Genomic DNA, 24,833 nt, shown 5'->3' with positions numbered 1-24,833 from the left:
CATAAATGATCTGCTAACCCCGGCGCTCCTCAGAGCAGCCGGGGTTTTTTTAGCATAATCCCCGCCCCAACTCTTAAACTGAGAAATTAGTCGGAATTTGTCTGATTATTTACCTATAGTCCGAAGGTAATAAAATGTATAATTTTAGTAGACTAAAAAAGAAAGGAGAATAGCACCACAGCTTCAAAAAAACAAGGGTAAAGGGGTACACTATGAAAAAATCAAAAATGCTTTCTGTTTCACTTGCGACCATGCTATCAATCTCTGCTATTGCACCTGGTACGCTGCTAGGAGCCACCCAGGCTGACGCAAATGGCGAACAAGTGAGAAAAAGCCAGCTTACCGGTTCACCGCAGGCAAAAAAACGCGTTTCCGAAACAAAGTCACCTATGAATCCCAACGCAAAAAAACTTCGGGACCTCATTAATAAAAACGCTAAGAAAGAGAACATTGTAAAAGGGGAACTGATCGTAACCTACAAAAACTCTGCACCTTCCTCTGCGGTCAAATCCCTGCACAGCAAATATTCACTTAAAAAGGTGGAACGCCTGCCCTCCGTCAAATCAGAGGTCGTGAAGATTCCTGTAGGGAAAGAAACAGACTATATCAATCTCCTGAAAAAAGACCCTTCAGTCGCTTCCGTACAGCCTAATTATAAGTACTATCCAACGAGTGAGAGCAAAGCCCCAAATTACTATAAAGAATTATGGGGAATGAACAACACAGGGCAGCCAATCAAAGGGATGCCAGGAACAGCTGACATCGATATCGATGCGCCAGAAGCATGGTCAAAATTAAATACCACTAATGGCGAGAAAGTCGTTGTTGGGGTTATTGACACTGGTGTTGATATCAACCATCCAGACCTCCAGGGAAAAATCTGGACAAACCCAGGGGAATCCGGCGACAAAGCTAATAACGGAGTCGATGATGACAACAACGGTTATGTCGATGATGTCCATGGCTGGGATTTTTTCAATAATGACAATACCGTGATAGACGCATTTGACGGCGATGAACACGGCACCCATGTTTCCGGCACAATTGCTGCTGGCATGGAAGGCCCTTCAGTTGATGACAATACTGGTGTTGTTGGTGTCGCTCCAAACGTGGAAATCATGTCCCTTAAGTTCCTCGGACCCGATGGAGGAGACACTGCCGGTGCCATTAAAGCGATTGAATATGCCAAGAAAATGGGCGTGAAGGTCACAAATAACAGCTGGGGCGGCGGTGAGTATGATGAGCTGCTTGAAAAATCCATCTCCGAAAGCGGCAGCCTGTTTGTCGCAGCTGCAGGCAATGATGGAATGGATATCGATGAGGAAGCAGTATATCCAGCAGGATACGAATCCTCCAACATCCTGACGGTAGCCGCACTGAACAATAGCGGCAAGCTTGCCTCTTTCTCCAACTACGGAGCAGATTCCGTGGATGTAGCAGCACCAGGGGAAGATATTTTAAGTACCGTTCCAAAATTCCCGCTTGATGAGTATGAGAAAAAACTTGGCAATATTGCGGCGACTGTCGCAATCGACAATCCTGAATTTAAGTTCAAGGCGATTGTAGATGGAATCGGCTATGAAAAGCTTTCAGAGGAAGACAGACCGGCAGTTTTCGGAAAAGCGCTAGATTACCTCCTTCCTGAGCCTGCAAAATCAAAGATTTTGCTTGTGCAGGATGACGAACATGACCTGGCTGATATTTTCAAAGGCGAACCGATGCTAGAAAAGTACTTCAAAAACTACCTGCCAGTCTATGAAAAACTCCTTGGCAGCTATGATTATGATAAAGTAACGCTTGATTCATCTTCCTCACTGCCGAAGGATACCGATCTGACTGCCTATGATGCCGTCGTTTGGTTTACCGGGCACGGAATCGGATTTACCTCTGATGAGGGCACAACGCTAACTGCCCAGGATATTGAGGGGCTCAGCGCCTACCTGAAAGCCGGCGGAAAACTGCTGCTGACTGGACAGGATGCACTGATGTCACAGGAAGACTCCAGCTTCACCAAAAAGTTGCTGAAGCTGAACGTACATTCAGACATGGCGCCGCATTTGAATACGATTGGAACTGAAGGCTCCATTTACGAGGGGCAGAAATATACTGTCGACCGTTCAGAAGCCTTATTCCCTTCCGCTGATTTCTTTACAGCAGTCAGTCCTGAAGTGAAACCGGCGCTGAAATACACCTCTGACTACAGCCAGTCTTATGATTACTACAGCGGAACTTCCATGGCGACACCGCATACAACAGGGACCGCCGCATTGTTTATGGGCATGCATCCGGAAATGTCACCTGAATTCGTAAAGCTGTATTTAAGCCACCGGGGCTCAAAGCTAGACAGCCTTAAAGGGCAGGTTGGCAGCGGGAAGCAAGTGAAAGCATCCACACTCGACGTGGCGGATGATAACAGCATTCCTGGAGTACCTCTTAAGAAGTATACCGAGACAGGAAGCCTCGATATCCTAGCTGACAAAAACGATGTTTTTGCTTTTTCACTGCAGGAAGGCGAAACAATCCAGCTAGCGCTCAGAGGAAAAAGCGGTACTGACTTCGACCTTTACGTTTATGGCGAAGATAATTCCGACATCAGCAATGCTAATGGCATGCTGGCACATTCGGAAAACATCGGAACATCGACCGAAAGCATTACATTCACTGCTCCGGAATCAGGCTTTTATTTTGTCAACGCCAGTGCCTTCAAGGGCAGCGGGGATTACCAGCTTTCCGTAGGTAATTTTGGCGGTAACTATGAAAATAGTTCCAAGATGCTGAAATATGATGGCGAGTGGGAAACGGCAAGCAACACCAAGCATTCCGGGAAATCCGCAAGCATCCTGAAGGAAAACGGCGAAATGAACTTTACTTTTGTCGGCTACAGCTTTGAGTGGCAAGGCTTCAAAAATGGGACTCAAGGGATTGCCGATCTCTATATCGATGGAGAGAAAGTGAAAGAAGTATCCCTTTATTCCGGTGTACAAAAGTACCAGCAAACACTTTACAAAAAAGATTTCGGATCTTACGGAAAGCATCATGTGAGAATTGTCTGGACGGGTAAAAATGCTCCGGAAGGGCGTAAAAGCTCGGTTGGAATCAATATTGATAGAATCATTGTGAAAAGCAATCCTTCCACACCAACTGCTGCCTATGACACGCACAGCAAGACTGTCAAGTTAAGATGGCCTGGTGAAAAATGGGCACAGTCGTACAATCTTTACCGAAAAGAAGCATCAGGGAAAGAATACGTCCTGCTCAACAAGGCGCCGCTGAAAACTTTATCATTCGAAGATAAAACAGCCGTTCCAGGAAAAACGTATTCCTATGCGGTCTCAGTGCTGACACAAGAGGAAGAAACGCCCTTTGCTTCATCGGAGTTTGTGTATGATGACGATATTAAGGGCGCCCAAGGTTGGGTTGGCACTGCTGCAAAAGGCAGCCTGAATGCTGCTCAAAAAGACAGCAATGATGTTTGGATGAAAAAGCTAGAAAAAGGTAAAACTTATGCGATTTCAATGAATGGACCAGCCAAAACGAACTTTAATCTGAAGATGTACAACCCTGGCACAAAGACCATTTACGGTGCGAAACCTGCCGCTGCATCGGCAAAAGCAGGCTCTGCCGAAAGCATTAGCTTCACGCCAAAAACAACCGGCACTTACTATATAGTGCCAACTGCGACTGACGGCTCAGGAGCGTACACACTGGGAATCAGCATAAAGACCATCAAAACTGCCGAGAACACTGCCTTAAAATATAGCGGCAAATGGACAACCGAGAAGACAAAAAGTGCTTCTGGCGGTTCCCTCGCTTATACCGGCAAAAAGGGCAATGCTGTGCAATATGAATTTACAGGATCAGCAATCACTGTCTATTCAAAAAAAGACAAACGCTCCGGCAAGGCTGACATTTATATTGACGGCAAGAAAGTAAAGCAGATCGACCTGTATTCATCAAGCACGAAACACAAGCAAAAAGTTTATACATCACCTTCCCTGAAAAGCGGAAAACACAGCATTAAAATCGTCGCAGCCGGAAAGAAAAACAGCAAGTCCTCCGGTACGAACATCTCGATCGACAGGCTCGAGGCCATCTCCTATGCGGCTGTGAAAAAATAAGTTCATAAAGAACCCCGCCAGCTTTAGTATGCTGGCGGGGTTCTTCAATGCTTGATTATTTCTTTTTCACTGTAACCTTTGTACTAGGGCTGAAATTCCCTGCTTTGTCTTTCGCAAATACGTATAGAACAGTTCCTGCTTTTTGCTTTTTGATTTTTACGGAAAAGGCTGTTGATTTTTTCAATGTAGTTTTTGCAATGACTTTCCCTTTTATTTTTACATATACAGTGGAATACGGTTCAGCTTTTCCTTTCACATACGTGGAGGCAGTGTTGAGACCGCTGACCGACGGCTTTGCAGGCGGTGTTTTGTCAATCACTGTCGTTTTATTCGTTGTGCTGGCGTTCCCGGCTTTGTCTTTAGCCTGGATGGCAAGAACCGTGCCTGCCTTTTGAGCTGTTTTTAATGTAACTGAGAACTTGCCGTACTGATCCGCCGTACCATACCCTAGGTACGCTTTTCCGGCTTGAACACTTACCTTTGCACCAGCCTCTGCTTTTCCAGTGACTCTTTTGTCATAATCCTTCACAGTGTTGACAGAAGGCTTCCCTGGAGGCGTCTTATCAAGGACAGTTATCCTGGCATCGCGGCTTTTGTTCCCGGCTTTGTCTACTGAATAGACTGTTAGAACAGTTCCAGCCTTCTGACGAGGGATCTTCACTATGAACCTGCCATCACTGCCTGCTGATCCTTTCCCCAACTCTTTGCTTCCCGCCTTAATATAAACTGTGGCTCCGGCAACCGTTTTTCCTGTTACCTGTGTGTCATTGTCATCCACTTGGGCGGCAACCGGCGCCAACAGAAGGACAGGAGTCTTGCCGGAATTGATCATTGTGTAAAAAATATTTCTGCCTTTATCCGTTGGAACACTGAAGTTTGCAGCAACCGGTTTGACAACGGCTCCTCCACCCCGCACGTCAAGAGGACCGCCAGTGTAAAACCGCTTTTCCAATTGGTTATAATCAGCGACTCCCTTAAAGCCGAACAGCCCAGAAGCCTCTTTTTGTAATAGTGCCAATCTGAAGTGGGTCATCAGCTGTCCAAAAGTCATCGATGGGTGGATATACTTTTTCGCCGCATTTTCAACAGCTCTGTAATCATTTTTTTTATCAGCGAGGATTTCTTTAAAAATAGAATTCCCCTTGTTTGACTGCAACATCATATACTGCCCAAAAAGGTAGGAGAGCGAATAATTTGCCAAAACATCGCCTTGCTCATCCCAATATAAAAGAGAATGTCCGCGTGCGATTGAATCAGATTGATTGTAATATTCAATTCTGTCTGTCAGCACCTTGCCTGAATAGATTTGCTCGGCAGCCATGGCAAATGCTTCATCAAGCCAAACATCCATCTGCGTATGGCTTTGTTCCTTTATCACATTCTGATTAAAGTTCACCATATGCTGAAATTCGTGCGCAAGCGTTGTATAAGCGGCTGTCACATCCCGGCCAGTTCCCGTTTCCATAAGCGGATAAGTATCTATGTAGAATATTTCTGATTCGTTGGAATTTGGTTTATACGATTGATTAAATAGATCACCAGGATTGAAATACCCTGCAATAAATCCATCGCCAGGCCCGGCAAAGCCGTCCTTAATATCGAAACAAAGGATATCAATTTTGCCGTCTCTGTTTACATCAGATTCCGTCCCAAAATTGTTGGTCACGGAAGAATGTATTTTTTGGTCAAATTCTCTGCCAAGCTTCTCCGCTTCCAGCTGAGTAATTTTTCCGGCACTTACCCATACATTTGATTTTTTGCCACTATACAGTAATTTTGCACTAATCTTCTCATTGGTGCCATTCTCCATGTTGCTGGTCATAAATTTTTTAACATCGCCAACCTTAAAAACTTGCTGTTTTGTGTAGGAACCCTGATCAATCTGCCCTTCCCCATTTTGAGGAATTTTGAATGGTTTGATCACGTCAAGCTTGTAGGCTTCCTTCCCCAGCTGCGGATTGACACTGAATTTGCTGTTGCCCGCCGGGATACTGCCTGTGTATTCCTTTGCAGCACCAGACACAGATTCATTGCTGATAACAGCATAATTGCCTTCAGATGGTGCATTCAGCATCTCCGCAGCACTTTTCACCCCAGAGTTTGGGCCTGCATGAGCTGCAAGCGGAACTAAGAATAATGACGTTAGCAGCACAGTACCACTTATAATCTTCGAAAACCTTTTCATTCTCTCTCCTCCAGCATGGAATATTTCTATTAAAATATGTATTTCAAAAAAACAGACTCTTCCAATCTATACCATTTTATCACAAATAAACGTTATTTTTAAAAAATAATTACATCATCTATTTTGCAAAAAAATAGTGCGGAAGGCATATTCCATACCACCCACACTATTCCTTTGTTTGCCCAGCTTCAAATGATTTATCTTGTCGAAAAATACCCCACAAGGCCGTTGTACATTCCCTGAACGGCACGCTGCTGATAGCTTGCACTTGCAACGAGCTTTTCTTCCGCCGGATTAGACAGGAATCCAAGCTCAACAAGAATGGCAGGCCTTCTGTTCTCCCTTAGGACATGATAGTTTCCAAATCTAGCTCCCCTGTTCTTCATCCCGGTTGAAGCCACAAGGCCTCTCTGAACATAGTTTGCCATTCCACTTTCTTTTGCGTAGCTGTAGTAAAAAGTCTCGACACCAGAGGACATGCTGTTAAAAGAATTATAGTGCAGAGAAACGAATGCATCCGGGTTATATGCATGGCTGATGTTCACACGGGCGCTTAAGCTGAGATACACATCGGAAGTCCTTGTCATAATCACTCTCGCACCATTCCGACGGAGCAGCGATGCGAGGCTGTTGGCGCTGTTTAAGGCCAAGGCTTTTTCCTTGAAAGACCGGCCACTTGCCCCTGGATCCACTCCGCCATGCCCAGCATCAACAACAATTGTTTTTCCTCTTAACGCTGAAGAAGATGTTGGTGTCGTGGGTGGGGTTGGGGTTGGCTTTGGCTTTGGTGCTGGGACCTTCCCGGATGGCTTTTTCTCAGTTAGGTAAGAGGATGCGGACCAGCCTGTCAATCCATTGTTTTTAATTTTCGACCAAGTTCCGCTTTTGCTCAAAACCTGTACTGCCGTGTTTTGTTTTACACTTCCAATGACAGAGCCAGATGTGGACGGTTTATTTCTCACATTCAGCGACGAGGCAGTTACATAGCGCGTTCCCAGGCTTGTGGGGGCAACAGTGGGCTGGTTTTTCGAAATATAAGACTGCGACACCCAGCCAGTTTTCTTTTTGCTTGGGACATAAACCTTTAGCCAGGAAGATTCAGTTCCCTGGACTGTGACAACCGTACTTTTAGGAAGTGAAGCGATCACTTTCCCTCTTGTTGTTGGCAGGCTCCGCATATTCAGGCTCGTGGCATTGACATAACCTCTCCAGTTCACAGAGGAGATATACTTTGACGATGCCCACCCAGCTGTTTTTCCAGATGAAACTTTTGCCCAGCCATTTTGCTGAGCGGAAACAGTTACAGTCTGGCCACGCTTTAGCTTTCCTGCAATGGCGTACGATGTACCAGGCTTGACTCTGACATTCAGCACATCTGCGGTTACTTTCCCCTGATAGCTATATGCAGCCTGCGCCTCTCCATGTGGCAAAATATTGATCATGAAGAAAGTGACCAGGACGATTAAACACAAGGTTTTCTTGACAATAGATGCAGTTTTCACTTCTTCCCCACCTTATATAAATTTCCAGCGGACAGCGGCAGTTTCATTCACAAGTGATGACTGGCTGAAATATATCTCTGACCCTTTCAGTAAAGTCATCAATTTTTATATCGGCTGTAAAATTATTTCCTTAAGGAATTATTGATAGAAAGTTGAAACAGCCTGTTACGTATGGAATTATTTTTACAAAATAAAGCTATTAAATAGAGGGAAGATGTCTTATATTTAAAATGATGGTAAATTCAATATGGGGGAAAAAATATGAGAAAACTAATGGTAGTTTTGCTGGCAGTTATAATGATGGCTGCAGGTCCGGCGGGGCAGAGCCTTGCTGCAATAAAGAGCCAGGATCTTGGGAATTTCCTGAAAACGGAAGGAATAACAAAGGACCAGCTTGTTGATCATCTCGAATATTTTTATGACAGTTCTGTCACTGACTTTGACACTGTCAAGGAGCTAGACAGCTTTTTAGGCGCAAAAATTACTACTACAAACCTGAATGCTATTCTATCGGAATTTGGCTTTGCAAACGAGAAAGAGCTTGTTGCTTTCCTTGTAGAAAATGGAGAGATGGAGTCAAACGAAAATATCAGGTCGATCTTCATTTATGTAAATGCGTTGAAATCTACTATTGAGTTCTATGTGGGAACTCCGATTACAGATAAAAACCTCCAGGAGCTTCTTGATGAAAACGGGATTACACTCGAACAGCTGAAAGAAATTCTGAAACAAAACGATGATTCGCTCGGCAACTATGATTCTATCGAAGACCTTGAAGATACACTTTATAACTATGACCTTCCTATTAATGAAGCAACTTTGAATAAATTCCTTGAAGAAAACGGATTGACATTGGAAGAGTTAAAGACAATTCTTTCTGACAATAATGACTCACTTGATTCGTACAAATATATCAGCGAGCTTGAAGAAGCGATATCGAAATACGGTACGCCAATTACGGATAATACGCTGGGCAATCTGCTGGAAGAGTTCGAACTGACACGCGCAGAACTCGACAGCCTGCTTGCTAAATACGGTGATTCGATTGACAACTATAAGACAATCGACCAGCTTTATATGTCTGTCATGATTTACTCTGTTCTTGATGATCCATCAACATTCGAGGACGGCCTTGGAATTGGTTTGACACAGGAAGAAACAGTAAAGCTCGTTAAACATTTCATGGACATTAACCTTTCTGATCCTGCAATGGAAGACAAGTGGATGGACCTTGCTTCAAAGGTTGAAGCGATTGGCGAGTTTGACAGCGCCAGTGACCTGACTCCTCAGCAGCTTCAGGCACTTGTAAGCATCTATGATGAAATGATGAACCTTTTCCAGCTTAACGCTAAATACTTCCTCGTAAAGGATGGCGTTCAAACGCCAATTTCCAAGCAGGAGCTGCTCACGCTTCAAGATACAAATGGAAGCGACCTCCTGATCCAGCTTTACGATTTGAAGGGTAACTTCCTTGCAGATATTTTGCTTACCGCTGAAATGTTTGGTTCTGAAATCATTGAAAAAGTAACAGAAGAAGTTACAAAGGTTGAAAAGGTTGTTAACCAGAAGCCTCAAGTAAAAAGCGCTACCGCGAAGCCAAAAACTGTAAGCGGCGGAAAACTGCCGAATACTGACGGCGGATATGCGGAACGAGCACTTGCTGGAGCCGCCCTTCTTGCGATCGGCATCTTCATCTTCCGAAAAAGGAATGCCCGTTTGCTTTGAGGCCAAGGAAAAAACGGAAAAAGAAACTGAATATCACATCCATTGCCAGTCTATTGTGCATCATTGCAGGCGTGTGGCTGATTTTTTCAAATGTCACCCACCTTTTTCCCTTTTCTGAAGCTTCAAGCCCACCGGTAAAAAAGGCTGCGGCAAAACCAGCCGCACCAAAAGAGACCAAGAGTGAACCTGTCCTTTATCCGGAGCGCCCTTCAAAAGGCGAGGTGATTGGGGAGCTCGTCATCCCAAAGATTGAGGCAAGCCTCCCGATTTACCACGGGACTGATGAGGACGAGCTCGATCAAGGTGTTGGGCACTTTGCCGGAAGCGTCCTTCCTGGAGAAAAAGATAACTCCGTCCTTTCCGGACACAGGGATACAGTTTTCCGCAAACTCGGAGAAGTTGGCAAAGGCGACTTGCTTATTGCGAAAACAACGGCAGGAGAGTTTACGTATAAGGTCAGGAAAGTGCGGATTGTCTCTGCCGATGACCGGACAGTGATTGTTCCAAAACCGCGCGCTACGCTGACAGTCACCACCTGCTATCCCTTCTCCTATATCGGCGATGCACCGGATCGGTATATTTTAATTGCCGATTTGGCAGAAAAGAAACTGAATTGAATTCCTAAAAGAAATACAGCCGCAGCTATTATAAGCTGCGGCTGTATTTTTCATTGCTATGTGTACGTTGCGTTTGTGTTGTGTATACATAGATAGGTGCTGTGTATAAGTTGATCGTGTAATTGGTATACGTTATTGCTGCATTTTTTCTTATATAGCTTCGTCAGCGCTTGCCGTGCCGTCTGGCTCAACGCTTGGTTCCGGATCTGGTGTTACAGTTGCCGGCCATTTTAAATGGATCGTTCCACTGAAGGTATGTGACAAAGAATAATTGTCTTTAATAGAAATCTTAAAGGCGTAATCTCCATCCACACCAGGATTGCCACTATCGTTTTTTCCGTCCCAAACGAACTGGTGGCTTCCCGCTGTCTTAGCGATGTTTTCTTCTATTTTTCTAAACGGCTGGCCGTCTTTAAATATTTGGACTGTCACTGTTCCAGGCTTGCTGACGCTGTACCCAAACACCGTTTCCCCTTCAGAAGGATAGTTAAATTCAGCCTGTGAGCGCACAACTGGAGGGTGTACGAGTTCAAATACGCTGCTTTTTGCAATGGTTTTGTTCCCTGCAGCGTCAGATAGTTCAATCATATATCTGTATTTCCCTTCAGGTACTGCCTGAGCTTTATCATTTTTTCCGTCCCAAGAGAAATTTATGGTGCCGGGATTAAAGACTTTTTTCGATGCGAGCGTTTTCAGCTTTGTATTTTCACCAGTAATCACGTATGCGTTTACGGTAACTTTTTCCTTAAACTCACCTGAAAAAGCTGTTTTTGATTTGCCATCAATCACAAATGGTGAGGTTTTTACAACCGTTTTGGCAGTCGGCCCTTTAGTATCGACTGTTATAACCATTTTCCGCGTTGTTCCTCTTCTCTTAGCTGAATCAACGACCGACAGTGACAGTGTATACTTTCCGTCAGCCACTCTTTTCCCTTTGCTGTCTTTTCCGTCCCATGTAAGCTGGCGGGTTCTGGAGAGTACAGTGTAACGGTTCAGCAGCCTGCGGACTTCTCTGTTGCTGCTGTTTGTAATGACAGCTGTTACCATCGCCTTTTTATTCACTGTATAAGGAATGGTGAGCTTTCCGGTTACAGCTGGTGAATATAATGCGGACGACGCGGCCTTGATGGAAGGTACAACATTGTTCGTTACCTTGATGTCAGTACGTTTTAAAGCAGAACGTTTCCCATTGGATGCTTTCACAACCAGCTTATAATTGCCGGTCCAAGCATATTTGCCGCTATCAAGCTTTCCATTCCACGAAGCGGAGACCTTTCCGCCTGTCCATTTCTTATTTGTAATGATTTTCTTGACTGTTTCACCTTTTGAGTTTTGGATATAAAGCGAGAACTTTGTACCGCCCTGCAGTGTAAATGAAATGCCGTTTTTGCGCTCAGCATCAACGGAAAAGCTTGGCGCTGTTTGCGAGATAGATGAGATTGGCGCTGGCGTTTTCATCAAGGCCTTGTTGACATCAATTCGGCCAAATCCGTACAGACCGTCCCAGCCTTTATCGCCTAAATCAACGGATGATTTTTTCAGGATTCCCATCACTTGCGATGGTGTCAGCAGCGGATTCTTGGACAGAACAAGAGCTGCAGCACCTGCTACAACAGGTGAAGCCATCGAAGTGCCGCTTAAATATGTATAGGAGCTGCCGGAAACGGTAGAGTAGATTCCGTTGCCCGGTGCGGCGAAATCAATATAGCTTCCAAAGTTTGAAAAATAAGTGATTCTGTCGCGGATATCAGTGGCACTGATTCCAACAACATGTTTCAGCGCAGCTGGGTACGTTTTTGCATCGGTATCTTCATTCCCTGCCGCAGCGACCACCATCACACCCTTTTTAGCAGCATAATTCACCGCATAGTCAACAATATAGCTGTAGCTTCTGCTCCCAAGGCTCATATTGATGACATCCGCCTTCCGGTCTGCTGCGTAAATAATCGCATCGGCGATGTTATACATCTCAGCATCATTTCCGGAGAAAACATTGATTGGCATGATTTTGACATTGGGTGCAACACCCGATATGCCAATTTTATTGTTGGAGGCCGCGATGATTCCCGCCACATGCGTTCCATGCACATCAGGTGCCATGCGTGTTTTGCGGGATACCATATCGTATGGAGAAACAATTTTTCCGATCAAATCGGGGTGGTTTGTCTGAACTCCCCCGTCGATAACTGCCACAGTTATCTTTTCGGAACCTTTGTTTTGGTCCCAGGCTTGCGGTGCATTGATTTTTTTCAGGTACCATTGCTTTGTATATCCAGGGTCTCTTGGCACATAAGCGGATTCCACCCGGTAGTTTGGCTCGACGAACTCCACTTGGCGAAATGAAAGGAGGTTTTCAGCCAATTTTTCCAGGTTTGTCCCTTTTGGAACCTTTACAAGCGAGAATTCTGCTGATGGAAGGCTCTCAATTTCGACACCTTCAATCGAATTAAAAACAGCCTGCTTTTCTTTTTCCCGGACCGTTTCCCGGAATTTAATGATTAGCTCCCTGCTGGCAAAATCATTTTCCTTCTTGTCGAATAATTCTTCAGTGCTGAACTTCGACACTTTCGGGGTTACATCAAGATCTGCTGCAGATGCAGCTGTCGGCACCAAAAAGAAAGCCGACGCAATCAGGAATAATAAAGGACGTTTCATGACTGTCTTTCCTCTCGTATTTTATCTATTTCTCTTTATATCGGTTAATAGAAAATATTCTTTTCCGATAGTAACCAATATTTTGAAAGATAGTCTAATAGTATCGCTTTTTGGGGATCAGGGAAAGCAAATAGCTGTGTGGGGCGGGGATGAAATGTACGGAAGGGGTGGTGAATTGCTTGGGTTGGTTGCGGAGGTGGATGGTTGGCTGGGGAGGTGGATGGATGGCTGGGGAGGTGGATGGATGGTTGAGGGGTTGAGGGTTGGATGAATGGGGAATGGCGCGGGGCTGAGAATGGCTGAGTGGCCTCAACAACACTGGGGTCCTGAGTTTTGCTGTTTGGCCTGGGGAAGCCGGGGCGATTAGCGACTGGGTTGACAGGCGGCTGAAGGTTGGCGTTTGGGGAGATTTTTCAAACAATCAAGCCTGAAAAATAAAAAGATCCCCCAGAATCTTTGGAAGATCAATCGACCATATCAATATAATTGGGATCAAATGTCATACCTTAAAGAGCTTGCCTTGACGCGGTGGTAGCTTGCTTTTTCGGTAAGCTTTGATTTGAGATGTACGCACAGGGCGTCCTTCAGCAATGCTTCATTGTGTTTTTGAAGAAAATAGTGCCAATGATATTTTAGTTTTTGGACTGTTTCGTTCATACGTTTCTCCTCCTCTTGCTTTGGCGAAACTTATTCGTCCCTCGTCCATGTGTAATCTATAATTATTCGATAAGTGCATTTTTTATGTACAAAAATAAAAGACAGTAAGTAATGGATTTATAGATTAGAGGGCAATCACTGCAAACCTTCCCTCTTTCTATCCCGTTTGCTCTATTATGCATGAAAGAAGAGTTTTAATTCCAGTGGAAATCACCGCATTTTCTGCCATAAGTTTCGCCAAACGGGATTTACACCTTAATATTCCCCAAAAAGTCTTCGAATATACCAAAATCTTTACTTATTTCTCGGGAAATATGTAGAAATTTTTGTTGTTTGATTTTCGTTTAATGGCGGTATAAGGTAATATAAATTCAAATATTACCCAGACACCAAGCCAGTGCGTATTTTGATATATTTTAAATAGGAGTGGTTGCAATGAAAATAAGGGTTGGAAGCTGGAGTATACTGTCAAAACAAGAAAAGCTTTTCATCCTTGAGGCGATCAGCTATCGTTCTCAAAAGACAATTATCCATGGTGCCTAACAATATAGAAGTTTTTATTTTCATATAATAGAATGAGAGGCAGTTTGAAAGCTGTCTCTTTGTTTTGCGTTGTTACGGGAGTTTACGACAAAAATACTTATACACCGTGTCGGTGCGTGTAATATAAATGTAATTTTGCTGTTATTTGTCTGTAACCCCTTACAGATTATACTAAGTTTACTATCTAGCAATCGGGGGTAAAACAACTTGTTAAAGAGAATACTAGCTGTCTTGTTTCTTTTCGCATTTGCTGCTACTGTAGCACCGTCCATGGACAAGGCTCACGCCGCAGGAAAGACCTATTATGTAAATATTGACTCTGGTTCTTTAAACGTCCGAAAAGCTCCTTCGACAAGTGCTTCTATCATTACAAGAATGACAAAAGGAAAAAGTCTCACAGTGTATTCTCAGTCAAATGGCTGGGCAAGGGTTTCAGCCAATGGCAAGCAAGGTTATGTCAGCTCTCGTTATATTACGACTAGAAAGACTACTACTAGTAACTACCGCTCAAAAGCCATCGCGGTTGCTAAAAACAACCTTGGTGTTAGATACAGATACGGAGGAACGACTCCTAGCGGTTTTGACTGCTCCGGCCTGGTAGGCTATTCCTACAGGCAAGCTGGAAAATCGCTGCCCCGCTCTGCTGCTGAAATGGCAACAAGAGGAACAGCGGTAACATCCTTAATTCCTGGAGATTTGATGTTCTTTGCAACAGGTTCACCTGGAAGAGTATCACACGTTGCTATCTACATAGGGAACGGACAAATGATCCAATCGGCTTCTTCTTACGGAGTATCGATTGCAAGCACAAAAAATTCTTACTGGAAACCTAGATATCTCGGTGCAAAACGCATCTAATAAATATATTAAAAACCGGCAGCTGTTTCCCAGCTGCCGGTTTTATTTGTGTTGTATGACTTGGGGAGAGAGCACGCGACGCTTTACCACACCACCGCACCGGGGGTCAGGCACGCTTTGATACTTCACAGCACTGGGGTCGCACGCTTTGAGAGAGTAAAGTAAAAGAGCAGTCCGCTGGGGAGCTGCTCTTTTGTTCTGGTAATTTCTTTTTATTGCTGCTTAGGCTTTTAACTGTTTACGCTTTAAGGTTTTATTTTAGGCTTGTACTTGGCTGACTGATGCCTTTGGTCTTTCTGGTGATGCTATTGGACTTGATGGAAACATTGGTGCAATGCGATATACCTCTGTGATTCGCTGCGGAAGCGGTGGATGTGTTGAGAGAACGGTGCTGAACCACGTGAAAAAGCCGCTTTCAAATTTTGCGTTCCCGACGTACTCTGCATAGTTGAGTTCCCTAACAAGTGTCTTGCCAACAGCAAGGATGCCTAACGCTTTAATTGATGACTCTGGATTATTAATATAGGCTGCAGCCAGTTTGTCGCATGTATGCTCACAAGCCCTTGAATAAGCATTTCCCAGTAACGGGAACCACATGGCAGGCAATATGAACATCTGCTTAGTAATATGCTTTCTCTTGATATGGACCAATTCATGAGCAATGATGAAATCCAATTCTTTCTCGAAGCCATTTTCAGCAATTTCAACAATATCTGAATACAATATAATGAAATTTTTCCCGAAAAACCTTGTTGCAAAAGCATTCAAAATACCATCAGATTGCAGGATATAAATATTCGGCACTTCTCGAATTCCCATATCAAAGGCGATTTTTTCGGCTCGTGCATATATTTTTGGGAATTGATTTTTATTGAGTCTAACTCCATTGTTACGAATGTTTCCGATGGCAATACCGTGTATAAACAGTGTGACCCCAAAAATCAACGGTATATAGAGGATTCCTACAAATGTAATCAATAAGAGCAAATAAACCAATACGCTGATGATCACACAACAAATAAAAAAGGCTTTTTCCTGTTCGTGAACAAGTCGCTCTTCTATTTGATTCATTTTGCCCACCCCTTTACTCCTGCAAATGCCTCAACGTCCCCAACGTTTTGCACTCGCTTGGCTTTCTCCTTGCAACAAGATAATCCATTCCCGCAGGAGGTTATCCCTCGTTTTGAAACATTTCTCCCCATTTAAAACTTCCCCCTTTAAAAATTAAAACAAACATATATCTATTTTAAAAAATAGAAAAGGAAATTACTAGGAAAAAACCTATAAATTTTCTATTATTTCCTTTTTACTGTGAAAAGTGTCATTGAATTTCATATAAAGTAATTACTTGGGGAATACAAATTCACTTGAATAGTGCATTAATCATACTGAACCAGGCCATCTCTCCGGTCTAATAGCTCGTTTAGGGACATAAAATGGGATAAACACTCCTGGCGGAGGCGATGCCGTGAGAAGAAGAAATACCCCTCCATTATTCAAATTATTACTTTTTGTGGTACTCTTTTTGCTGATCGTCTTATTAGGTTTTGGGTTATTTTCTCCAGAGAGACAGGCCAAACGTACAGTAGAGAAATTCTATTCTCAGGAACAGGAAGGGAATTTTTCGGAGTCGTGGGAATTGCTCCATCCTTTTCTAAAGGAGAAATTCCCCAAGGCAGTGTTTATACAGGATCGTACCCATGTTTTTATGGGGCACTTTGGGGCCAATACTTTTTCCTATACAATAAGTGGCGGTGACAAGATTAAAGCTTGGAGGATGGAGAAGGGACGGAGGGCTTTCAAGGAGGGCTTTAGATTCCAGGTAACGCAGAGCTATCAGGGAAAATACGGGAAATTCAACTTTCAGCAGGACGTGGTCGTAACAAAAGAAAAAGGTCAGTGGCTGATTCTATGGGATTATAATCAGTGAGTTGGTCGTTCGCATTAACGCGTTAACAAAGCGGGGGTCAGGCACCCTTTACTGTGGTAAAGGGTGCCTGACCCCCGCTTTTTGTTTTAATCGAATAGTTTGATTCCGTACACTTGAAGGATTTGATTTAGGACGAAGAAGCGGGCAGTCATGAGCGGATCGACAATTTGCGAAACCTGAACTTGGCCCGCAGCGGTAAATAGCATGACTAATTCAGGAAGGCTTAAGTCTGTATGCAGCAGAAACATAACTGCGAAGATTTCCATTGCCTCCTTTGCCGCCTCATCGAGTGTTTTACTGGAAACGATGACTGCCATCCCTTCCTTATTTTCAACGAATGGAAACGAATAGATTTGTTCTTGATTACACCCAAGGTTATAGTTACTCTTCCAGCAATCTCGATTCCCGAGACGCATACTTCCCTGTCCCCCATGGCTACGTGCAAATCGCCCAGACCAAATAATGCTCCAGGGTGGAATACCGGTAAATACAGTGTAGCCCCTTCCGTAATCAGTGTCGTATCCATATTGCCTCTGTGTGCACCGGGGGTTCCGCACAAAACTGGTTCGCCTTGGGGAGCGACGCCTATTACGCCAATCATGGGATTCAACGGAAGATGGAGCTTATCATTGAAGACTGCTTTTCCATTTATAATCGGTACAGTCTTGATTGCGAACTCTTCTAAACGGTGGCCCATTACCCCAAGCCCTGGCCCTGTTGCCATGATCCCTTCTTGGGCAAGCTCAATAGAATCGAATCGATACTGCCTTCAACACATCTCCTAGTTCGGCCCCTTTTATATAAACAGGACCTGTAGCCGGATTGGTTTGGCTCAAGCCAATTGCATGATACCTCGCATTCTCCGATTCAATTTGGTTTTTGAAGCAGTCGTAGGTTTCCAGGGTAACCTGTGAGCCTGCGGCAACCCTCAAAGCTTCCTTATTGTCTTTACTAAATGCGTAAATATAGTGTTCTTTCTGTATCAGCTGCGGCAACGCGATTCCTCCCCTGTTCTGAAGTTTTTCATGCAGTACTCTGTTCTTATAATTGTTTGAATAATATTTCAAATCACACAGAGGTCATGGCGAGGAATATTCCGTGGAATAGAAAAAGGGTGCCTGACTCCCTTTAGCGCACTACCGCGCCGGGGGTCAGGCACCCTTTAACACTTTAACCCACTGGGGGTCAGGCACCCTTTAGGCACCCTTTATTGCGTTGGTGCTTTATTTTACTAGTTCGAGTTCGACTGGGATGAATTTTTCTACTTTTTTGCCGTCTTTTACGTCTACAGCTGTTTGGACTGCTTTTTGGCCGATCATTTCAGGCTTTTGGGCTACTGTTGCAGCCATTGTTCCGTTTTTGACAGCTTTTACAGCATCATCTGTAGCATCAAAGCCGACGACTATAACGTCTTTCAAGCCAGCTGCTTTCAAAGCTTCAACTGCTCCAAGAGCCATTTCATCGTTGTGGGCAAATACTGCCTGGATGTCTTTGTTGCTTTGAAGGATGTTTTCCATTACAGACAGGCCTTGGGAACGGTCAAAGTTTGCTGGCTGCTTAGCCACAACTTTTACGTCTTTTCCGGCAATCGCGTCGTTGAAGCCTTTGCCGCGCTCACGTGCTGCGGAAGATCCAGGAATTCCTTCTAGTTCAACCATTTTACCTTTGTTGCCAAGCTTCTCAAGTAGGAATTCTCCCGCCATTTGACCGCCAGCTGCGTTGTCAGAAGCGATATGGGAAACAACTTCCCCGCCTTCTGCACTTCGGTCAACCGTGATGACCGGAATGTCTGCTTGGTTTGCAGATTCAATCGCCGCAGCAATTGCTGAAGAATCGGCCGGATTCACAAGAAGTACGTCCACGCCTTGCTGGATCAAGTCTTCGATATCGCTGACTTGCTTCGCAGGGTCATTTTGCGCGTCAACTGTTGTAATATCAATGCCTTGTGCTTTTGCTTCTTTTTCAGCACCATCCTTCAATGTCACGAAGAATGGGTTGTTCAGTGTTGAGATTGACAAGCCGACCTTGATTTTTTTATCTTTTGAAGATGCATCATCGCTTCCGCTTTCCTTTTTCCCTTGGTCAAGCGAGCAGCCTGCAAGAAGTACCACAGCAATTAGAGCAAATAAAAATCCTTTTATCAGTTGTTTCACTTTATTTCCTCCTAAAAATTTTTTTATTATTAAGCCGCCTTTTTGCGGTCTAACAATACTGCCAGTAAGATAACTCCGCCTTTGACGACCTGCTGGTAAAAAGAAGATACGTTCAGCAGGTTAAGTCCATTGTTCAGAACACCGATAATCAGTGCACCGACAAGCGTTCCAAAAATCCAGCCTTTACCTCCGGAGAGGCTTGTTCCGCCAAGCACAACTGCCGCAATGGCATCAAGCTCATATGATACACCCGCAGTCGGCTGTGCAGAATTCAATCGTGAGGCTAGCGTGCTTCCTGCAAGCGCTGCCAGAAAGCCTGTCAGTGAATAGACGCCAATCTTGATTCTGTCGACTCTAAGACCTGACAGCAGGGATGCCTCCTCATTGCCGCCAATCGCATACACGCCGCGGCCAAAAGTTGTTTTCTTGAGCAGGAAGAACAAGATGAAATACGTAATCAGCATTGTGATGACCGGAAAAGGAATCCCAAGGACGTAGCCTTTGCCAAGCATTTGAAAAGATACGCTTTCAGACAGTCCAGTAATCGGACGCCCTTCTGTATATACGAGCGTCAGCCCGCGGAAAATTGTCATAGTTGCCAATGTAGCGATAAATGGAGCCACTTTCCCTTTTGTGATGATTATTCCGTTGACTGCCCCCATTGCGGTACCCGCAAGAAGTCCGACGAACAAAGCCAGCATTGGGTCTGTGCCGCCTGTCAGCATTCCGGCTGTCAATGCCGAGGATAGAGCAAGAATGGAACCAACTGATAGGTCGATGCCGCCTGTCAGGATGACAAAGGTCATACCGAATGCAATCAGCGCATTAATTGAAACCTGTCTAAGGACGTTAAAAATATTGTTGGTTGTTAGAAAATCCGGACTCATAACAGTAAGGATGATGACGATGGCAAACAATCCAAGCAACGGTCCTAATTTTTGAATAAGATTAATTTTCTTCACGGCTGTTCCCCCCTGTGGCGGCCTGCATGATTTTTTCCTGGTCTGCTTCTTCTCGATCCAGAATCGTGGTGACTTTGCCTTCGTGAACGACCATAACCCTGTCGCTCATCCCAAGAATTTCAGGAAGTTCAGATGAGACCATGATAATGGCCACTCCTTTTTTAGTAAGTTCATTCATGATGTTGTATATTTCTTTTTTCGCCCCGACATCGACTCCCCTTGTCGGTTCATCAAGGATAAGGACTTGAGGATCAATTCCGAGCCATTTTCCGATAACGACCTTTTGCTGGTTTCCTCCGCTGAGCGACTTCACCGTTTGTTCCCTTCCGGAAGTCTTCAGCTTCAGTTTTTGAATCATGTTATCTACAAAATCAGTCTCTTTTTTCGGATTCATGACACCACTGCCTGAAAAACGCTTCAGGTTGGTAAGGACCATATTTTCGCGGACTGACAGCCCAAGAACAAGCCCTTCATCTTTCCTGTCTTCCGTGATATAGCCGATTCCCGCTTTAATGGCATCATGCGGATGGCGAATCTTCATTTTTTTACCATCGATAAAAATACTTCCCGACTTGATCGGTTTTTTACCAAAGATGGTATCCATGATCTCGGTCCGGCCGGCTCCCATCAATCCTGCAACTCCAAGGATTTCACCGCTGCGGACTGAGAAATTTATATTTTCAAAACGGCCTTCGCTTGTAAGTCCTTCAACCCGGAACTTATCTTCGCCGGGTGTTCCAGTCCGAGCCGGGAATCTTTCGCCAAGCTCACGTCCGACCATCATTTTTACAATTTCCTCAAAATCTGTGGCATCTGTCTCTCTGGTGCCGATCGATTGCCCATCGCGAAGGACGGTAATCCTGTCGCACATCGTAAAAATTTCTTCCATTCGGTGCGAGATATAAACAATGCCGACCCCTTGCCTGCGAAGTCCATCAATGACAATGAAAAGAGCGTCGATTTCACGGTCTGTAAGTGCTGCTGTCGGTTCATCCATGATCAGGATGTCAGAGTTCGCAGCTACCGCCCTTGCGATTTCGACCATTTGCTGCTGGCCGACCGATAAAGATCCTGCCTCCGCTTCAGGGTCAATCTCGACCCCAAGCCGCTTCAAGTATTCCGCTGTCTTAACATTCATTTCCTTCGTTTTTAAAATTCCGGTCTTGCCACGAGTCAATTCTTTTCCAAGGAACATGTTTTCGGCAACCGTCAGGTAAGGAATCATATTCAGCTCCTGATGGATAACGGAAATTCCGCCTGCTTCCGCTTCTTTAGCGGATTTATACTGGGATTTTTTTCCTTTCACATGGATAATCCCAGCATCACGATGATATATCCCTGTTAAAATTTTCATCAAGGTTGATTTTCCGGCTCCATTTTCACCCATGAGGGCATGAATTTCACCGGCCCTGAGGTCGAAGTCCACACCGTTCAGCACCTTATTCGGCCCAAATGCTTTGCTGATCCCTTTCATTTCAATTACTGGTGATGTAACCATTAGAAAATCACCCCTGCATGGAGAATAATGTTAGCGTATGGCGTTGCTTCTCCTGTCCGAATCACCGCTTTCGCTTTGGCAGTTTCCTGTTTGAATGCCTCATGTGTCAGCTGGGAAATCTGCTCTTTTGAAAAATGTTTTTGAATCCCTGTAAGTGTTTCCGGATTATATTCCTGTATTTCACTCGCAATCGTGACTTTTTCAACTGACATGTCTGCAAGGACAGCTTCAAGCGTTTCGATAAATCCAGGCGTTCCAATTTTTAGCGAAATATCAATCCGCTTAACGCCATCGGGAATCGGAAGTCCACAGTCACCAATCACAATGGTGTCCGTGTGCCCGAGGTTGGCGAGCACCTTCGATATGTGGCTATTCAATATCCCTTGTTTCTTCATGCTGTTCACCTTTCCTCTCTGCTAAAAATGCCTCGAGTTCAGCTCTTGTTGGCATTCCAGTCTGGGCACCGAGCTTTGTGACTGAAAGCGCCCCTGCCGCTGCCGCGATTTCACAAGCTTCCCTGACGGTTTTGCCTTCGAGAATTGCGACCGCAAATGCTCCGTTAAAAGTATCGCCGGCTCCGGTTGTATCTTTTACTTCAACTTTATAACTGCTTACATGCTGCATTTGTCCATTTTCATGGAAAGTGACACCTTGCGCACCTCTTGTGATGATGAGTTTATTTTTTAAAATATCCGGTTGGGCAGTGCTGGCGAGCAGAAGTTCAGCTTCGTACTCATTTGGTGTGATGTAATCAACGAGCTGGAGCAGTTCCTCAGGAAGCGGCTGGAATGGCGCCGGATTGAGGATGACCTTCACTCCGTGCTTTTTTGCCAGCTCGGCGGCCCGGATGACTGATTCAAGCGGAATCTCAAGCTGGAGAAGCACGAGCGAGCTTTCAGCAATTGTTTTTTCATTCAGGTTAATAATTTCCGGAGTAAGGAGGTTATTGGCCCCCGTGACAACGATGATGGAGTTGTCGCCCTCCGCCAAAATAATGGATGCAATGCCTGTTTTCGCATGTGTAACCGGTTCCACATTGTCCGTATTGATGGAAAATGACCGAAGATGCTCGATATACTCTTCCCCAAAGGCGTCTCCGCCGACGAGGCCAATCATGTTGACGTCAGCGCTCAGACGGGCCGCTGCGACCGCCTGGTTGGCACCTTTGCCGCCGGGGATGGTATGGAACGCTTCGCCCATGACCGTTTCCCCGATTTTTGGAATAATGTTGGTCTGGGTCACCAGGTCCATGTTGATGCTGCCAATGACTGTGATTTTTCTATCCATTTTCCTGTCCCCTTTTATCAAAGTTTTGTGGATTGGCGAGGTATTAATTCTGTGTTGAATACGTTTTCCTTTTTTACATCAAGCCTGCCGTCGATCAGTTTGAGAAGCATTTCAGCGGCGGTGCTGCCCATTTCGTAAATTGGCTGTGCTACAGTTGTGAGCTCAGGGCTGACAATTTCGCCGAACTGGATACCATCGAAGCCTGCGACCATAAGGTTTTCAGGGATGCTGTAGCCTAATTTTTCCGCGGTCTTGATGATGCCGATAGCAATGACGTCGTTGCTGGCGAAAATCCCATCAATATCAGGGTGCTTGGCCAGCAGCTGAAAGGCTTTCTTTTTTGCGCTGTCTAGCTGGTAGGATGATGAGATGACCAGTTCTTCGTCAAAGACGCCTCGACACAAGGCGGCATCCTTGAAGCCTCTGTACCTGTCCTCGGCGTTAAGAACGTTTTCCGGCCCTCTGATGTGGGCAATTTTCTTACAGCCGCAATCGAGCAGGTGGTTCGTTGCCAATTTGGCGCCTTCGTAGTTGTTTGCCGTCACGAACGGTATGTCGGAATCGAGCGGCCTGTCGAGCGCCACGATTGGAAAGTTAAATCGGTTGATATGCTCAGGCTTCAGCGTGTTGGAAACAAAGAGAACGCCGTCCGCGCCGTTTTGCTGAAGCATTTCAAAATAACCTATTTCTTTTTCAAGCTTGTCATCGCTGTTGCAGAGGACGACGGTAAAATTGGCTTCATTCGTAACATCCTCAACCGCCCTGGCGAGCTGCGGGAAAAACGGGTTGTTGATATCCGGCACGATAAGGCCAATCGTCTTCGACTGCTTTTTAAAAAGGCTGCGGGCCACATTGTTTGGCCTATAATTCAGCTCTTCGATCGCGGCAAGCACGTTTTTTCTTGTATCTTCATTCACGTATCCTTTTTCGTTGAGGACCCTGGAAACCGTGGCTACAGACACCCCCGCCTTCTTCGCCACTTCCTTAATTGTCGTAACCACTTAAAAGTCCCCCGTTTCTTTTATTTGGTTTGGATTGGATTGGTGGTTGGTTGAGTTGTGTGATTGCTTAGTTGTTTGGTCGATTTGTGACTTGTGTTAGAACTTGTGTTAGAACTTGTGTTGCGATTTGTGACTTGGTTGGTTTTTGTTAGTTTTTTAGTGAAACACTATGAATTATAAAGTTGGATTTTCTGTTAGTTTTACGTCTAGATTGTTGCGGTGTAGAGAGCCTGTCTTGAGTGGCGGTTTTTTATTGGCTTGTGTGTAACACCGTGTGTAACCGGTTACATATATTATAGTCTAGGAATATTCAGCCGGTCAAGCCGTTATTCGAAAACGCTTTCTAGTAAATAACGGAAAAATACTTTACCGCACTGCCGTACCGGGGGTCAGGCACGCGGGGGTGGTTTAGTGTGTTAATGCGGCACCCATAGTATTTCGCCTTTTTCACCTATCAGTTTTTCAGTTGGGGTTTCTACAAAGTTTCGGTACTGCTCATGAACCGGTTCAAGGAAATAGGAGTAAGTTTTCGATGGGTCAATATGGGGATTATTCTGACCGTGGATATAGGAGGAGAAGCTGCTCCAAGGGTAATCAGCCATATCTTCAACCAATCCAGGCTCTAATGGATTACGGTGAATATACCGGCTTACCGTCAGGAAGTAGTCGGTGTTCTCAATGATTTGCGCTCCATATCTCCCTTGAAACAGATGGCCGTCCAGATCAAACTTTTGATTAAAGTAAATGGCGTATCGTGATTGGATGTCTTTCATGATTGATTGAATTGGGTCTTTGAGGGTTTCCATTTGAAGGTGAAGGTGATTGGTCATTAAACAGTAGGAGTGTAATACGAATGGCTGGGTACTGCGAACGTCTTCAAGGATCATTAAATACTTATTATAGTCTTCGGCTTCATCAAAAATGACGGCCCTTCGGTTTCCCCTTGCAGTAATATGGTAGGTTGCGCCCGGGTACCAGACTCTGTGCCTGCGTCCCATAAAAATCCCTCCTGTCATTAATTTGGTAGAGTTTTTCAAAACTTACAATCCCATTTTATTCCTCCAACACTGCCCTCGTCAATATAAAAAAGCGAGCCTTTTTACCCGAGTTAAACCAGCTAATAGTTTGTCAACATTTTTCAA

At 44.8% G+C, this 24,833-nt stretch carries 21 protein-coding genes; 6 read left to right on the top strand and 15 right to left on the bottom strand.

The window, feature by feature from the left end:
• The first annotated feature begins 212 nt into the window (after positions 1-212).
• On the top strand, positions 213-4,118 hold the full coding sequence (locus tag D1970_RS21045) for a S8 family serine peptidase (protein WP_119114811.1): 3,906 nt from the start codon (positions 213-215) through the stop codon (positions 4,116-4,118).
• Positions 4,119-4,173: 55 nt separating this feature from the next.
• Here D1970_RS21045 and D1970_RS21040 read toward each other — a convergent pair whose 3' ends face one another.
• The gene (locus tag D1970_RS21040) at positions 4,174-6,303 is read right to left on the bottom strand and encodes an Ig-like domain-containing protein (RefSeq protein ID WP_119114810.1); all 2,130 of its coding nucleotides are present in this window, start codon (positions 6,301-6,303) and stop codon (positions 4,174-4,176) included.
• Between the two features lie 197 nt (positions 6,304-6,500).
• Entirely contained in the window at positions 6,501-7,805 is a 1,305-nt protein-coding gene (locus D1970_RS21035; RefSeq protein WP_119114809.1) for an N-acetylmuramoyl-L-alanine amidase family protein, read from the bottom strand.
• Between the two features lie 261 nt (positions 7,806-8,066).
• Between D1970_RS21035 and D1970_RS21030 the strand changes: the two genes are divergently transcribed.
• Entirely contained in the window at positions 8,067-9,530 is a 1,464-nt protein-coding gene (locus D1970_RS21030; RefSeq protein WP_119114808.1) for a processed acidic surface protein, read from the top strand.
• The gene (srtD, locus tag D1970_RS21025) at positions 9,527-10,147 is read left to right on the top strand and encodes a class D sortase, LPxTATN-specific (RefSeq protein ID WP_246370334.1); all 621 of its coding nucleotides are present in this window, start codon (positions 9,527-9,529) and stop codon (positions 10,145-10,147) included. The genes D1970_RS21030 and srtD overlap by 4 nt, the downstream gene beginning before the upstream one ends.
• Positions 10,148-10,297: 150 nt before the next feature.
• On the opposite strand, the gene D1970_RS21020 is transcribed toward srtD, so the two are convergent.
• The gene (locus tag D1970_RS21020) at positions 10,298-12,802 is read right to left on the bottom strand and encodes a S8 family serine peptidase (RefSeq protein WP_119114807.1); all 2,505 of its coding nucleotides are present in this window, start codon (positions 12,800-12,802) and stop codon (positions 10,298-10,300) included.
• On the opposite strand from D1970_RS21020, the gene D1970_RS21015 reads away from it, so the two are divergent.
• Positions 12,801-13,073 (top strand): hypothetical protein, encoded by a 273-nt coding sequence (locus D1970_RS21015; protein WP_119114806.1) that lies wholly within the window; start codon positions 12,801-12,803, stop codon positions 13,071-13,073. The two genes, D1970_RS21020 and D1970_RS21015, sit on opposite strands and share 2 nt — an antisense overlap.
• A 221-nt stretch (positions 13,074-13,294) precedes the next feature.
• Here the strand turns inward: D1970_RS21015 and D1970_RS22565 are convergent, their stop codons facing one another.
• Positions 13,295-13,459 (bottom strand): hypothetical protein, encoded by a 165-nt coding sequence (locus D1970_RS22565; protein WP_181213483.1) that lies wholly within the window; start codon positions 13,457-13,459, stop codon positions 13,295-13,297.
• A 750-nt stretch (positions 13,460-14,209) separates the two neighbouring features.
• Here D1970_RS22565 and D1970_RS21010 point away from each other — a divergent pair.
• Positions 14,210-14,860 (top strand): C40 family peptidase, encoded by a 651-nt coding sequence (locus tag D1970_RS21010; RefSeq protein ID WP_209796957.1) that lies wholly within the window; start codon positions 14,210-14,212, stop codon positions 14,858-14,860.
• A 258-nt stretch (positions 14,861-15,118) separates the two neighbouring features.
• Here the strand turns inward: D1970_RS21010 and D1970_RS21005 are convergent, their stop codons facing one another.
• Positions 15,119-15,931, bottom strand: a complete 813-nt coding sequence (locus D1970_RS21005) for a M48 family metallopeptidase (RefSeq protein WP_219915790.1) — start codon at positions 15,929-15,931, stop codon at positions 15,119-15,121.
• A gap of 397 nt (positions 15,932-16,328) precedes the next feature.
• Between D1970_RS21005 and D1970_RS21000 the strand changes: the two genes are divergently transcribed.
• A complete protein-coding gene (locus tag D1970_RS21000; protein WP_119114805.1) occupies positions 16,329-16,790 on the top strand; it encodes a hypothetical protein in 462 nt (153 codons plus the stop codon).
• 86 nt (positions 16,791-16,876) lie between these two features.
• Here D1970_RS21000 and D1970_RS23305 read toward each other — a convergent pair whose 3' ends face one another.
• From D1970_RS23305 to D1970_RS20960, 10 genes are all read right to left on the bottom strand, one after another.
• A complete protein-coding gene (locus D1970_RS23305; protein ID WP_310648629.1) occupies positions 16,877-17,056 on the bottom strand; it encodes a hypothetical protein in 180 nt (59 codons plus the stop codon).
• Positions 17,014-17,316, bottom strand: a complete 303-nt coding sequence (locus D1970_RS23300) for an acetamidase/formamidase family protein (protein ID WP_310648630.1) — start codon at positions 17,314-17,316, stop codon at positions 17,014-17,016. Before D1970_RS23300 ends, D1970_RS23305 begins: the two co-directional genes overlap by 43 nt.
• A gap of 217 nt (positions 17,317-17,533) precedes the next feature.
• Entirely contained in the window at positions 17,534-17,785 is a 252-nt protein-coding gene (locus tag D1970_RS23295; protein ID WP_310648628.1) for an acetamidase/formamidase family protein, read from the bottom strand.
• Between the two features lie 228 nt (positions 17,786-18,013).
• Positions 18,014-18,943 (bottom strand): ribose ABC transporter substrate-binding protein RbsB, encoded by a 930-nt coding sequence (gene rbsB / locus D1970_RS20990; protein ID WP_119114804.1) that lies wholly within the window; start codon positions 18,941-18,943, stop codon positions 18,014-18,016.
• Positions 18,944-18,972: 29 nt separating this feature from the next.
• Positions 18,973-19,905 carry an ABC transporter permease subunit gene (locus tag D1970_RS20985; protein ID WP_209796966.1) on the bottom strand — a complete coding sequence of 311 codons (933 nt, stop codon included), beginning with the start codon at positions 19,903-19,905 and terminating at the stop codon, positions 18,973-18,975.
• A complete protein-coding gene (locus D1970_RS20980; RefSeq protein WP_119114803.1) occupies positions 19,892-21,403 on the bottom strand; it encodes a sugar ABC transporter ATP-binding protein in 1,512 nt (503 codons plus the stop codon). Before D1970_RS20980 ends, D1970_RS20985 begins: the two co-directional genes overlap by 14 nt.
• Positions 21,403-21,798 (bottom strand): D-ribose pyranase, encoded by a 396-nt coding sequence (gene rbsD / locus D1970_RS20975; protein WP_119114802.1) that lies wholly within the window; start codon positions 21,796-21,798, stop codon positions 21,403-21,405. Before rbsD ends, D1970_RS20980 begins: the two co-directional genes overlap by 1 nt.
• A complete protein-coding gene (gene rbsK, locus D1970_RS20970) occupies positions 21,773-22,690 on the bottom strand; it encodes a ribokinase (protein WP_119114801.1) in 918 nt (305 codons plus the stop codon). Before rbsK ends, rbsD begins: the two co-directional genes overlap by 26 nt.
• A gap of 17 nt (positions 22,691-22,707) precedes the next feature.
• A complete protein-coding gene (locus tag D1970_RS20965) occupies positions 22,708-23,691 on the bottom strand; it encodes a LacI family DNA-binding transcriptional regulator (RefSeq protein WP_119114800.1) in 984 nt (327 codons plus the stop codon).
• Between the two features lie 416 nt (positions 23,692-24,107).
• The gene (locus tag D1970_RS20960; RefSeq protein ID WP_119114799.1) at positions 24,108-24,689 is read right to left on the bottom strand and encodes a transposase; all 582 of its coding nucleotides are present in this window, start codon (positions 24,687-24,689) and stop codon (positions 24,108-24,110) included.
• Between the last annotated feature and the right edge of the window lie 144 nt (positions 24,690-24,833).

Origin of the sequence: Mesobacillus zeae, assembly GCF_003570705.1 — a bacterium.
Taxonomy (GTDB): Bacteria; Bacillota; Bacilli; order Bacillales; family Cytobacillaceae; genus Mesobacillus_C; species Mesobacillus_C zeae.
This window is presented reverse-complemented; position numbering and strand designations above follow the sequence as displayed.